The sequence below is a fragment of the Bradyrhizobium daqingense genome (genome assembly GCF_021044685.1).
Lineage (GTDB): Bacteria > Pseudomonadota > Alphaproteobacteria > Rhizobiales > Xanthobacteraceae > Bradyrhizobium > Bradyrhizobium daqingense.
In genome coordinates, this window is sequence record NZ_CP088014.1 from 7,597,088 (window position 1) to 7,610,466 (window position 13,379).

The window sequence follows — 13,379 nt, forward strand, 5'->3', positions numbered from 1 at the left end:
GCTACTCGGCGGCCAGACGGGTGGCGAGCTCATCTTCGGACATCAGGTCCGGATCGATGGCCATCAGCTCGCGCTTGGCCTTCTCTTTCAGTTCCACCACAGTGGCCCTGGACTGCTCGCCGATGCGGTCCACCTCCACGATGGTGTCCATGTGCTCGAGCACGGCGACGCGCTTCTCGAACGGCGCCGCGATCACGAACTGCAGGCCGAGGTTTTTGTAAAAGCTCATCATCTGCCGCTGGTTCTTGCCGTCCATCTTGGAGAAGGCCTCATCGAACATGGCGAGCGCGAAACCGGCGGGCTTGCCGGCACGACGCTCCGCGCTGCCGTAGACGGCGGCCAGCGAAGCGCCGATGGCAACGTAGATAGGCACCTGTTGTTCGGCGCCAGACCCGGTGCCGCGCCGCTGCTCCCAGCGGGTCGAGCGGCCGGTGGCAACATCCTCCATGTGGATCTCGAAGGTGTAGAAGTTGCGGTAGTCCTCGAACTGGGTGAAATCCTTGTCGGGGTCCTCGAGCAGCGCCTCGAGTGCGACGATCGTATCCTTGTGCGGGAAGTCATCGGGCACGTCGCCCCGGAACAGCATATCGAGCGCCTCCGGAGAGGTTTTGGCGATCTCGATGATCTTCAGGATGGGCTGGAATTCCACCATCTGGGTGCGATGGAATGAATATCGCTCGTTATGGAACGGATGTGCGTAGAGGCTACGGTTCAACGATTGCAGCTCCCGCTCCATCTTTCCGATCCGGGCCGTGAGCGCGTTGATGAACTCGCCGCGCAGCAGGGTAGAGGCCTTTTCCGCCGCATCCCGCGCCTGCCTTTCGTACTGGCGCAGCTCATTGGATTCGATATCCGAGATCAGCTGCTCCATCCATGGCTTCACCTCCCGCAGCGGCTCGCTTTCCGCACCGACCTGCGAACTCATCCCGAACTGGTCGAAGTAATCGTAAAGAAGCTCGCGGACCCGTCGCTCGATCCGGGCGCGCTCGTTGTCGGACACATTCGCATCCTTCAAGGCCTTCTCGGCGATGGCCCGGTGTTTCTCAGCGAAGCCCTTTTGGGCTGCGGCATCGAGGCGGTCGCGGTAGACGGCCCTGCCTTTCGCGGTGGAGTAGAGTGGGAAGAACTTGCGGTATATCGACCGGGCGACCCTGAGGTTGAGTTCGGAGCCGGGCACGTTCTCGCCCTCTCCGAGCCTCCTCTCCGCCGACCTGACCTCGCCGTCATGCTCGCCGAACGCCTTCTGCTGTGTCTTTCTCTCCTCCAGCCTCTTCTCCTTCAGCTTTTGCTGCGCCCTCTTTTTGTCGCGAAGCCCGCCGTCCCCCGCGCCGTCGAGGGCATCGAGCCTGGCCTGAGCTTCAGCGACCTCAGTCTGCGCGGCCGCGAAGGCGGCCGCGCAAGCCCCCAGATCATTACGTCCCTCGCAGATGTTCTTCAGAGCGGCAAAAGCCTGCTCCGCGGCATGGGCCTCCTTCCCCTTGTCGATCAGGATCCGACCCAGCTCCTCGGCCTGATCCTGCAGGGATCGCAGGGCGTTCGCCTGGGCTGCCTTTCCGATCTTATACTGCGAGGATTCGATCCAGCGATGGCTCCGGACGAGTCCGTCGTCGTAGAGGCCGTCCTTCATTATCGCCCGGCCGGGCCTGTTGAACTGGTCGAGCGTGTCGGCGAGACGGACGTTGCCGTAGCGGCGCATGATGAAGGCCATCGCGTCCGGATCCTGGCTCCGGAAGATCGAGGGGAAAGTGCCGCGCTCCGGCTTGGCCCTGAACTGCTCGAGCTTGTTTAGGCTCACGAGCGATGCATGGCGAAACTCGCGGCGACCTTCCTTGAAGATTGACGTGGCGGCGCTGATATCCGCTCTGTCCACGAACACGGCTTCCCGGTCGCGACCGAGGAGCGCCTCGGCGGCTCCTACCCACTCGGGTTCGGCGACTTCGATGATGTCGCAGAGTACGCGCGGGACCATTCCACCCTGCCGCAGCCTGCGGCAGAGGAGTTCAGTGTCGTCGCCGAGATAGGCGCGCGCCCCTCCGGCGGCGTGCTGTCGGATCCGTTCGAGCACCTCGTCGCGCCTGCCGCGGAGGCCGGAAAGCTCCGCGATGATCCTTTGACGCGCTTCGTCGATCTTCGGCAGCCATTTGGCGCCGCTTGCCGCGAAGGACTTCTCGGCCGCGGTGACCTCGTCGGAGACGCCCCCGATGTCGGCCCCGGCGGTGGCGGTCAGAAGACGCTCAAGCGCAGGAACGAAGTCCTCGAAACCGTCCGCGCACATCGCGCGTAGCGGCTCCAGGCGACGGATGTTCTCCATGCGAGCCTTGAAGTCCGCCGAGGCGCGGTGCGCCGCCTGCCCGGCCACATCGGCGGTCTGCTGCAGGGACTTTCTGCCGGTCTTGGCATCGTGCTCGGCGATCGCGGCCGTGAGGCGTTCGATCTCCTTATCGATGGCCTTGACGTCGTCGTCGATGAATTCGAGTTCTTTTGCTGCGGCGTCCCGGCGCGCCATCTCGGTACGCCGCTTGGTCTTGAAGTCCAGGTTTGTCGCGCGCGCCGCGAGCCAAGTCGCGCGTTTTGCGACCCATTCCTCCCTGAACTTGGTCTCGAGCGCCTCTTCAAGCGCGGCGAGGACGCCCCGAAGCGCCCTTAGGGCTTCGAGCCTGAGGCGCATTTTCCGGATGGTCTCGCTGATGTTGCGGTATGTCTGGATCGACTCGCGCAGCTCCTTGATGCCGATCGGACTGTCCTCGAGGATGTAGTTCCGCACGAACTGCGTCGCCGTCTGGTTGTGATCGAGCGTCATCGCGTTGACGATTGATTTCTGCAGGGCGCTGGCGTTCTGTTCGCCAAAGGACGAATGCGGCAGAAGATGGCGCATGTACTCGCGGACATAGTCGCTCGCCCGGTCGCGATGATTGACGAAGTTGCCTTCGCCGACCGCTGCGACGATCCGGGCGCGCACGTCCTCCCACTGCGCCGGGAATTGCGACTTTCCTCGCTGCTCGATGAAGTCCTTGGAGCTCAGAACGGTCCCGACGGCTACGAAGAGTGCCAGCACGGTCTCCCTGCTGTCGGACTTGCGCGCCTCGAGCGCCATGCCGATCGTGACCGGTGACCGGGCGCCTTCCGTGTCTTCGAAACCGAGCGCGATGTAGGTGCGCGCCTCGTCGCGCCGGCGCTGATCTTCGCCGAGCGTCCCAAGGCAGTAATCGACGACGCTGCGCTTCGAGCCGCTGCGCGATTTTCCGCTATCGCCGGCGACCGCGTTCAGGCGCAAGAACCGCCGGCTCCCGCCGGTGAGAACGACCTGTGCCATGTCGAGGATTGTGGATTTGCCGGACCGGTTCTCGCCCAGGACCCCGACGTGTCCCCTCACGTCGATGTCGGCGACGTCGAATAGGTGCCAGTTCACCATCGTCAGGTGGCGTAGCTCCATCATGCCTCGTCTCCTGCGGGCTGCGGAAACCGCGCCTCCTCGCTACGGACGTAGCGCTCGAGCCGTTGGAGGGCATCGCCGCCACTGATCAGCTTAATCATCGGACGGATCCTGATCTCGCAGTCCTGCTGCTCGTCGTCAAAATCACCGATCTCGACCAAACTGCGTTGGGCGACCTCGCGCAGGATGTCCCGGAACCGGGCGGCCGAGATCGCGCCACCGCCGCCGTGTTGCGCCATCTCGCGGTAGCGATCGAACAGGTCGTTCAAAGTGGCCACTACGACGGCCCGGTCCTCGACTGCTCCGACGTTCACCTCCTGCTGCCAGTATGCCGCCAGCACCAGCATGACGATGGTTTCGTCGAGCTTCATCCGGGGCAGCGGCACGTCCTCGTCCATGGCGACGATGCCGGCCCACTGCGCCTCCGGATCGCGGTGGACGCGGTATCCGCAACTATCGAAGAAGCCGTCGACCACGTCGCGGAAGCGGCCGTCCATGATCGTGTTGTAGACTGTCCCGGTCCGGGGGTCTCCCGCGAACACGAACTGCCGCCGTAGCAGGAAGTGCTGCGCTTTGCGGAGGTCGGCTGCCTTTTCCGCGCCGAAGGAGCGCTCGACGTTTTCGAACTCACTGAGCATGAGCCGCCCTCGCCTTCCGGAGTGCGCCCGATCGCTTGACCAGGAAGTTGGCGCAACGGAGCCATTCGCTGTCGTGTGGGGGCGTGTCGGGGCACGGTTCGAGTTCGAACCCGGCCGCGACCTGCGCCGGAACCTCGCCTGTCAGCGCATATCGGCGGGCGCAATCGAAGGCGAGAAAGTCGTCCACGGTATCGATTTCCATGAAGCGGGCTTCCCTGGTCGCGAATGGCGGCACCTGGCCCTCGAGGAATCGTCTGACATCCTCGGGGCGGGGCGCGATGCGAGCGATGTACTCGAGGCGGAGCTTCTTGCGCAGTTCATACAACGGATCCGACGGCGGCTCGGCGAGCTCCCTTGCTTCGACGGGACGGCGCGGCTGCCTGGCCGGCGCCTGATGGTGCTCCGACCAGGGCGACCGCAGCGGCTCGATGCTCCATTCGATTGTCGCCTTGTGGTGCCTGCCGTCGCGCAGTAAGGCATCCAGGCGCCGCACCAGGTCGCCGGCCCGGCCGACGAGTCCCTGCCCGCCCCGCTCGGCGTACTTAATGGTGTTGCGGACCCGGGCTTCGAGCTGCCTGCGGAAGGCCTCGATCCTGTCGAACATCTCCCCGATCTGATCGAAGATGCTTTCGATAGCCAGCAGGTCGTCGGCCGCGGCCATTCGACCGTCCTCGATGTCGGCTGCCATGCTGGAAGCTATGTACTCCTCGGCGAGGACCTGCATGGTTTCCGGGCTGTAGGAGATCCTCCGCGCGAGATCGACGATGGCGTCGCGGAAGCGGTATGGATGGTTGACGGTGAGGATGGACTCGAAGTCCTTCAGCAGGAGCTGTTCGATGAACTCCTCGAAAAAGGCTTCGAGCCGGGTAGCGACTGTTTTCGACTCCATGACGGTCCGTCGGACGCGCTTCAGGTCGGCCAGAATGGCCCGCAGACTCTTAGTGAACTGGTCGGCCTGATTGCGCGCCTCGCGGACGGCGAGCGCGGCTTCGCGCTGCTTGCGGTCGGTGATCTCAGGCCTCAGTTTTTCGACGGCCTCCAGGTTGAGGCGGATTTGCACGATCAAGCCGCCGAATCGCTGCGAGAGATCCTTGTTGAGGCTCGCGAGCCGTTGCAGCACGAGCAGCGGTCCCATAGCCATGTCCACAGTGACGCGAAGCCCGTATTCCTCCTCTTCAAGCCATCCCCAGACGAGCAGCCGGGCGTATAGTTGTCGGGCAAGACCGAGCGCCTTGTCGCCCTTCTCGGAAGCGAGCGCGACGTCGGCCTTCCGGATCCGGCGGCGTCTCGCGGAGATCATTTCCGGCAGGCTGCCGAAATCATCGCCCTCGTTCCAGAGGACGGGGTTGGCGCGCATGACGTCGTAGATGGCGTGGACCACCTGCTGCGGCGTCGGGAACGACGGCGCGCCTGAAAAGAAGCGTTCGTGCAGATCCAGCAGACACGCTGCGTACAGGTGCTTGTGATCGCGCGAAAAAGCTAAAAAGGCGTCGTCATGCAAATGGCGGAACAAGGTCAATGACGCGGCTCCTGGGCCCGACCTCATCCTGAGTTGGCGGCACTAAATGCACGGCCTGCCGGGCAAAATGTTAGTGAGAGTGGGTCTTGAAAACACAACCGGAAGATCAGTTCTTAGTATGTTCTAATATAGCTTTCCAGCTCAATCGCTGTCGAGACTCCAAAGGTCCGATCGGAGCTAGTGTCCGGTCTCAGATCGGGAACAATCCGGCCTCAAGTCATTGAATTTGTTGTTGTTACTATTGCGGCAAAATGGATACAAGGAGTTGCTTGGCACGATAGTGATACGAACGTTCGACATGTCGAGGAGGCTCTCTCGCCCACCGGCAGATTCGAGCCCAGCTCTACATCGATCATCAGCTTTAGCTTTTTAGTAATTTCAATATGCCTAGTATACGCGAAAGCGTATGATCTGTAGATATTCGCGGTCGCGTATATTGACAAATTATACGCGTTTGCGTATCATGCCTTTATGGATACGATTGCCCGCACCCCCCAGCAAATCGGCGCCGGGATCAGGCGCTACCGGCGGCAGAAGAAGCTCACCCAGGGGGACCTCGGTGAGAAGATGCATGCGCGTCAAGCGACGGTCTCGAAGCTGGAGGCCGGTGAACCTGCAACGCAGCTGCGCATCTTGATGGATGCGCTGGCCGCGCTCGACCTCGAGCTGGTCATCCGGCCGCGCACCAAATTGACGGCTGAAGCGATTGAGGATCTGTTCTGATGGCGCGTCGCCCTGCCCGTGCGCCGCTCAACGTCTACCTCAACGCACGGCTGGTCGGGCGGCTGCGGCGCGAGAGCAGTGGCGCAATCGATTTCCAGTATGACAAGCAGTGGCTCGCGTGGGAAAATGCCATCCCCGTTTCCGTGTCGCTGCCATTGCGGGAGGATCGTTATATCGGCGATCCCGTCGTCGCTGTTTTTGACAATCTTCTGCCCGATAATGACGACATCCGCCGACGCGTCGCCGAACGCGCGCATGCTGATGGCGCCGATGCTTACAGCCTGCTCTCCGCCATCGGCCGCGATTGCATCGGGGCGCTGCAATTCCTTCCCGACAGTGCCGCACCCGGGGGCGCCGGCGCCATTGATGGCCGCGCCGCTAGCGATCAGGAGATCGCCGCCATTCTCGGCAACCTTGCCAGCAATCCGCTCGGCATCGGCCCCGACCAGGACTTCCGCATTTCTCTCGCGGGCGCGCAGGAAAAGACAGCGCTGCTTTACTGGAAAGACAAGTGGCACGTGCCTCATGGCACGACCGCAACTACGCACATTATCAAGCCGCAGATCGGGAAGTTGCCGAACGGAATCGACCTGACCGGCAGCGTTGAAAACGAGCATCTGTGCCTTGAGCTGGTTGCGGCACTCGGCTTGCCTGTCGCCAAATCAAGCATCATCGATTTCGCCGGGCGCCGCGTGCTCGCAGTTGAGCGGTTCGATCGCATCTGGACGCGCGACGGCCGCCTGTTGCGGCTGCCGCAGGAAGACTGCTGCCAGGCGCTGTCCGTTCCACCCGCGCGAAAGTATGAATCCGATGGCGGACCCGGCATCCGCAAAATCTCGGATTTCCTCAAGGGCAGCGATACGCCTGAGGACGACCAGGCCATTTTCTTCAAGGCGCAGATCGTGTTCTGGCTGCTTGCCGCCACCGATGGCCACGCGAAGAATTTTAGCATTCATTTGGCGCCGGGCGGTCGTTTTCATCTTGCACCGCTTTACGACATCATTTCGACCCAACCGAGCTTGGACGCTGGACAGATCAGCCAAAACCAAATGAAGCTGGCCATGGCGATCGGCAGCAACCGGCATTACATCGTCCACACGGTTCTCGGCCGACATTTCGTGCAGACTGCGAAAAGCTGCGGTCTACCCGACAAAACAGTCAAGGTTGTCATCCAGCAGCTCGGCGATACAGCCGCAAAGGCCATAGATCAGGTGCTGAATGCGCTTCCAAAAGGATTTCCGGAGAAGATGGCCATATCGATTGCTGATGGCGCAAAGCGCCGTGTGAATTCGCTGGCTGTGCTCAAGAGTAGTGAATGATCGCCGGTTTGCGCAAGCGTACGATGACCTCCGTGAACGGTGGCAGGAAGACCGGATCTACCAAACCAAACCTGGAAGCTGCCTACCAGAGGAGCAGCAGCGCGATCAGCAACAGGGAGCGTTGCCCGAAAGCAGCCAACCAGCGGCTCAAGAAACGGGCCCGGTTCAAGAACGGCGATTGCCGCTCTCCTTCGACGGCGAGCGGCCCGCGCCGTCCGTATGCAAGCTCCAACAGCGACTGCGTTTCCAAACTAGGTGTTTAGTCCCGGCATTTGCTGGAGCGGATTAAGTTTGAATCGTTCTGGCTGGGAAGTCCAGCATTTGCAGATGTATTCGTAGGGCGTGAGGCCCTTCAGGGTCTTCAGCCGGCGAGCGAAGTTGTAGGCGCGGACGAAGTCGGCGAGGTGGCTGCGCAACTCGTCATGCGTGTCGTAGTGGAAGCGCTTGACTGTGGCCTCCTTGATGGTGCGGTTCATCCGCTCGACCTGGCCGTTGGTCCAGGGATGCTTAGGCTTGGTCAGGCAACGATCGATATCATTGCGGGCGCAGGCCACCTCGAAGGCATGAGCCCAAAATGGTTGCTTTCGTTCGATCATGGCTTTGATATCGGCCACAGTCCAACTCCCACCGCTTGGGTCGGTGAGTGGGTGCCGTTGTCCGTCAGAACGGTGTGGATCTTGTAAGGGACTGCCTTGATCAAGTTCCGCAAGAAGTCGGCTGTGACACTCGTGGCTTTTCGTGCAACTCGGTGAAGGCGCACTTCGAGGTTCGATCGATTGCGACGAAGAGATAAAGCCCTCCCATCGCGGTGCGAACCTCGGCGATGTCGATGTGGAAGTATCCGAGATAGCTTTTGAACTTGCGCCTTACGCCCTTGCCATCCTCCACGTCGGAAGCCGTGAGATGCCATGGCGCTGAAGACAGCGATAAAGCGATGAGCGTGTCAGATGCGGGATTGTCGCCTGGAGAGCATAAAGGCAGTCATAGTCATCCAGCGGCAGCAGCGCATGCTTGCAAAAGGCGACGATGATGGCCTCCTTCTCAAGCGACAAACTGGTGGATTTTGGCTCTCTCGGGCCGGTCGGAAGATCGGCCACCGAACCGCGCTTCTTCCATTTTGCGACGGTCTTCGGATTGATCCATAACGCTTGGACAGCGCCCCCAGGCTCTCTTGACTATTTTGTATTGTTCGACGGATTGCCTCCGTCGTTGTGGCGCAGCCGTGAAGAACCTGCTCCGTTTGGATACTGTCAACGAAAACCTCGTCCCGCGTAGCGGGCCGATTGTCAGTTCGGCAACAAAGTGTCACCAAGTGGACGATACGCAGGGTCAGAAAAACGAAAAATCAGCAATCTTCAATTCGGCACGCCTCTTGCCCTGTTAACGGCGTCGGCACCAATCGCTTGTGAGCCCGAGATGGATGATTTGGCGACTTTGAGCAAAGGCACGGAGACTGGCTGTGTCGCGAACTGACGTAGAGCGATTCGTCAACGATCTGGGGAACGACGGTGGTCTGCTTGAACGCGTAAAACCAATTGCTACCGGCCTTGCATCGATTGTCGCGATCGGAAAGAGCCTCGGCTACAGCTTCACACCTGATGAAGCTAAAAGTTGCATTCGAGCTCGACAGAAGTTGACGACTAAACCGCTCGCCGGTGGCACTTTTAATTCGAGTGATACGATCTCGACCGGCGCTGTTCAGGCCCTTGCAGAGGTGGCCACGAGCGGCGCGCAAGCCGCGGAAGCGGCCTCTGACCACGCCACAGCAGTTGAGCCCGTTGCAGTTGTTGTGGTTGTTATTGTAGCGGTCGTGGCCGAGGTCTGACATGCCTTCGCTCTGACCGCATCGGGTGGTTGCTCGAGGAGGCGATGAAGTGCGATGAAGTGCGATGAAAACATGAAGTAAGCTTCGTCAATGACACACGCTGCCGCCGAGCACTACCGACAGATTTTTGACCGGCGTACCCCGGAGCAACTGCGCACGCTATCGCATCTCAAACGCTTCATGGAGCGGTTAGTCGGTGACGAGGAGTTCCGCAGGGCGCTTGCGGAGGCAATCGCCACCCCTCGAGCGGTAACAGAGCGGTACGGCATCAATGTGGATCCAATGGAGGTGCTGCCGCTCTGGCGCGGTGGCTACCAACAATACCGCTTCAAGCCGGAGTCTGCGCCGTGGCCGCTGGCTGTGATGTGGGATGAGTATCTCCGCGAGATGATGCGTCATCGCGACCTCTTGCGCGACGAAGGCGAGATGTCGACGATCAATCCTCGCTTTCATGCTTGGCGCGAGCGGCAAATCCGGCGCTGCAATGACCAATTGGGCGTGTCGGCGGCGTCGCTCACGCACCCCATAATCGCTTTCGAGCTAAGCGAAGGCTGCAGCGTCGGTTGTTGGTTCTGTGGCCTCTCGGCCGATCGCTTTACAGGCTATTACGACATAGCAAAGAGCATGCAGCGCTTTGGCGGGGCGTGGTTGGTGTCGCGAGCGAAATGTTTGGTTCTGCAGTCCGCACGGGCTTCTGCTACTGGGCCACAGATCCTATGGACAACCCACACTACGATCGCTTTCTGTTCGACTACTATCAGATTACGGGCGCGTTACCGCAAACAACAACCGCAGCCCCACTCAAGGATCCGGCACTCACCAGGCACGTGCTCGGGCTCTTCAATCTATATCGCACGACGACGAATCGTTTCTCCGTGCTGAGCAGGGCCCATCTTAATCAGATTCACACGGCCTTTTCGCCTGAGGAGTTGCTAGGAGTCGAACTCATCCTGCAGGGCAAGGAGGCGCAGACAGCAAAGGCCATGGTCGGGCGCGCGCGCGAGCGGAAGGAGAAGCGCAGGGGCGCTAACAAGGACGGTGCAATCGCCTTTCTGGAACGCAATCACACGACGATCGCCTGCGTTTCCGGCTTCCTCGTAAATATGCGGCAGGGGCGTTTACGACTGGTGACGCCGGTGCCGGGTAGCGATCGCTGGCCTCTCGGGTACCCGCATTCTGGGTGAACGCTTCTTCAGCACGCCTGACGGTTTCCGGGGCGGGCTGCAGAGCATGATCGAACAGTATATGCTCGAGAGCCCAGCCCATGACCTGCCGATCCGCTTCCGCAGGGACCTGCAATATAAGGCAGGGAACCGGTGCTTTCATCTTCGCTCACGCAACATGGAACACCGCGTGCTCGACGACATCGCCCCGATTTCCGTTGGCCCTTTGATCGCGGACGGCAACTGCACAATGTCGGAGCTGGTTATTCGGGTCGCAGCTGACGGAACAACCCTCCTTGGGGTCGCCGACTTGCTCGATCAGTTGTACATGACCGGGCTGATCGAAGAAGACCTCGACGACTGCTTCATCTGGCAGACCGGTGACTGGACGACGAGGCGCATCGAAGGAGTCAAACACGCGTCCTCCCATACGGGTGCAGATTGTGCCGATTCGCATTGAGGCACTACTTAGCCTCAAGCGACAGCAGCATCCCACCATCCAGCAGTGCTGAGCGCGATGACATGCCGCTCCGCATCCACGGTCCCTGGCTTCGTGGCGTGCACAACCGGCGTGACAAAAGAAGACCAGCGGGGTTCCGCGCTTGCGGCTTCGAGCCAAGCCCTCATTTCGGGCATCAGCGGTGCACGACTGGGACGCACGCGGTTAAGTCGAGAATGGCTTGCCCCGCCCAGTGGTCAATCAAATGGTTCTGCCAGACGACGGTGCCGCTGGTTCCGGAGAGGTCGTGGCTTTTCGTGGCGCGCCACTGCAACTTGCACTGGCGGTGATCCCTGCTAGCGGACGACGACGCGCCTGAAACTTTGATAGGTCCATGTGAATGACGACGTCAGTCCGTTCATCAATGATGAAAAACAGCGAGTCTCACTCGAGGGTGGCGCCGCTAAATACCAGAGCGGAGCCGCGTGCAGGCAATTATTCCCCGTTCGGCTCCAGCACTCTCTGCTTGCTCATGCCGTCCAGTCGCCGGGCAACGAACGTGACGCGGAAATCGTGGCTCGAAGCGGGCTGCCCACTAGCCGAATTAGCGACTTCACGTTCACGGCTCCGGTCAGGAGTCGCGCAGAATTCACTTTGCCGTCCGGCGCATGAGACTATGGCATGGCGAACGCACCTGTGCGCACATCATGAATAACGTGGAATGATTATGAGTATCGCTGTGCCAATCGTCCTAGTCAACATGCCTGTGTCGGCAGTCGAAAGGCCGTCACTGGCGCTTGGTCTGCTGAAATCAGCGCTGACCCAGGCTGGACTGCAATCCACCATAGCATATGCCAACATCTGGTTTCTAGAATACATAGGCATCGCCGACTATGGACCTCTTGAGAATTGCCCGCCAGAGGAGGCACTGGTTGATTGGCTGTTCGCGGGCATTGCTTTTCCCGGCTTCGAACCCGAACAAAACGCCTTCCTCGACCTCTATTTCGAGCGCAACCCGATACACGCAGGCAAAGGTATGGCCGAGCGTCGCGCGAATTTCCTTAGGCTGCGCTCGCTCATCGGCGGGTTTATCGACTGGACGGCTGACAAGATATTGGCGAAGCGGCCGGCTATGGTCGGGTGCAGCTCGACCTTCACCCAGCATGTCCCCTCGCTCGCGTTGCTGCGCCGGCTGAGCGAGCGCTCACTTGATCTTGTCACCCTCATGGGTGGAGCGAACTGCGAGTCGGTAATGGGGCGCAGCACTCACGCGCGTTTCCCATGGGTCGACTATGTCGTGTCGGGCGAGGCCGACGCACTGATCGGCCCGCTGTGTTGGGACATCCTAAATCGCGGCAGAGACATCCCGCCTGCTGACCTGCCATTTGGCGTTTTCGGCCCGACGCATCGCGAGGCCGGCTATCCCGCGGCGTCGACGCGCGACTTAGGGTCTGTACCTAAATAGCGCCACGTGATTCTCTTGCCTACGTGTTGATTCGGGGGCGAGAGAATGCGCGCTGGTTTGTTTTGGCTGAACGACAGGCAATGGGCGCGTATCGAACCGCATCTGCCGAGGGGACTGACGGGGCCGGATCGGGACGACGACCGACGCATCGTCAGCGGCATCATTCACATGCTGCAATCGGGTGCACGATGGCGTGATTGTCCACGTGAATACGGCCCTTACACGACGATCTACAATCGCTTCAATCGCTGGGCCAAGCGAGGACGATGGTGCGCAATCTTCGAAGCGCTGGCCAAGCCTGGCGAAGACGGCGTCGTACTGTCGCTCGACTCGACCTCGATTAAAGCTCACCGGTGTGCCTCCGGCGGAAAAGGGGGGAGCACAATCAAGCAATCGGCCGCTCGCTCGGAGGCCGCACGACAAAAATCCATGCGCTGAGCGATCCGCTCTGCCGGCCGGTCGTCCTGCATCTGACTCCAGGCCAGGATGCCGATATCGCTGCGGCTCCCGATGTCCTGGCGCTCGCGCCACCCATGAGCGTGCTCCTCGCCGACAAAGGGTATGATGGCGACAAGCTTCGCGGCGCAATCATTCGTCGTGGCGCCAAGCCCGTAATCCCCAATAAATCTAACCGTGTCGTCATCCATCGCTTCAACAAACGCGCCTACAAAGGACGAAATGTCATCGAACGCTGCTTTTGCAGGCTCAAGGACTTCCGGCGCATCGCCACGCGATATGACAAGCTCGCCCGTAATTTTTTGGCCGCTGTTCATCTCGCCGCTCTCGTCGCATATTGGCTCAATTGAGTCTGGACCCTAGCACTACTTTGGCAGATTGTTGATTTTGCCGCGTTTT

At 60.7% G+C, this 13,379-nt stretch carries 9 protein-coding genes and 2 pseudogenes; 7 read left to right on the forward strand and 4 right to left on the reverse strand.

The features are described 5' to 3' along the window. Position 1: 1 nt before the first annotated feature. From LPJ38_RS36065 to LPJ38_RS36075, 3 genes are read right to left on the reverse strand one after another with little or no spacing between them, the layout of a single operon-like run. Positions 2-3,436, reverse strand: a complete 3,435-nt coding sequence (locus LPJ38_RS36065) for an SbcC/MukB-like Walker B domain-containing protein (RefSeq protein ID WP_018647407.1) — start codon at positions 3,434-3,436, stop codon at positions 2-4. Then, positions 3,433-4,071 (reverse strand): DUF4194 domain-containing protein, encoded by a 639-nt coding sequence (locus tag LPJ38_RS36070; RefSeq protein WP_011084789.1) that lies wholly within the window; start codon positions 4,069-4,071, stop codon positions 3,433-3,435. Before LPJ38_RS36070 ends, LPJ38_RS36065 begins: the two co-directional genes overlap by 4 nt. Next, on the reverse strand, positions 4,061-5,590 hold the full coding sequence (locus tag LPJ38_RS36075) for a Wadjet anti-phage system protein JetA family protein (protein WP_014497837.1): 1,530 nt from the start codon (positions 5,588-5,590) through the stop codon (positions 4,061-4,063). Before LPJ38_RS36075 ends, LPJ38_RS36070 begins: the two co-directional genes overlap by 11 nt. A 471-nt stretch (positions 5,591-6,061) precedes the next feature. Between LPJ38_RS36075 and LPJ38_RS36080 the strand changes: the two genes are divergently transcribed. Beyond that, entirely contained in the window at positions 6,062-6,313 is a 252-nt protein-coding gene (locus LPJ38_RS36080) for a helix-turn-helix domain-containing protein (protein ID WP_011084786.1), read from the forward strand. After that, positions 6,313-7,632, forward strand: coding sequence for a type II toxin-antitoxin system HipA family toxin (locus LPJ38_RS36085; RefSeq protein ID WP_011084785.1), 1,320 nt, complete (start codon positions 6,313-6,315; stop codon positions 7,630-7,632). The genes LPJ38_RS36080 and LPJ38_RS36085 overlap by 1 nt, the downstream gene beginning before the upstream one ends. A 251-nt stretch (positions 7,633-7,883) precedes the next feature. Here LPJ38_RS36085 and LPJ38_RS36090 read toward each other — a convergent pair. Next, positions 7,884-8,878, reverse strand: a pseudogene (locus tag LPJ38_RS36090) (IS481 family transposase). Positions 8,879-9,091: 213 nt separating this feature from the next. Between LPJ38_RS36090 and LPJ38_RS36095 the strand changes: the two are divergent. The 5 genes and pseudogenes from LPJ38_RS36095 (at position 9,092) to LPJ38_RS36115 (ending at position 13,330) form a co-directional block, all read left to right on the forward strand. Further along, positions 9,092-9,457 carry a Nif11-like leader peptide family natural product precursor gene (locus LPJ38_RS36095; protein WP_011084781.1) on the forward strand — a complete coding sequence of 122 codons (366 nt, stop codon included), beginning with the start codon at positions 9,092-9,094 and terminating at the stop codon, positions 9,455-9,457. Between the two features lie 716 nt (positions 9,458-10,173). After that, positions 10,174-10,641 (forward strand): hypothetical protein, encoded by a 468-nt coding sequence (locus LPJ38_RS36100; protein ID WP_028143999.1) that lies wholly within the window; start codon positions 10,174-10,176, stop codon positions 10,639-10,641. A 46-nt stretch (positions 10,642-10,687) separates the two neighbouring features. Next, positions 10,688-11,080 carry a hypothetical protein gene (locus tag LPJ38_RS36105; protein WP_011084778.1) on the forward strand — a complete coding sequence of 131 codons (393 nt, stop codon included), beginning with the start codon at positions 10,688-10,690 and terminating at the stop codon, positions 11,078-11,080. 706 nt (positions 11,081-11,786) lie between these two features. Next, positions 11,787-12,524: a RiPP maturation radical SAM C-methyltransferase gene (locus LPJ38_RS36110; protein WP_231088519.1), complete on the forward strand. Its 738-nt coding sequence runs from the start codon at positions 11,787-11,789 to the stop codon at positions 12,522-12,524. A 23-nt stretch (positions 12,525-12,547) separates the two neighbouring features. Beyond that, positions 12,548-13,330 (forward strand): annotated as a pseudogene (locus tag LPJ38_RS36115) (IS5-like element ISBj2 family transposase). The last annotated feature ends 49 nt before the right edge of the window (positions 13,331-13,379 follow it).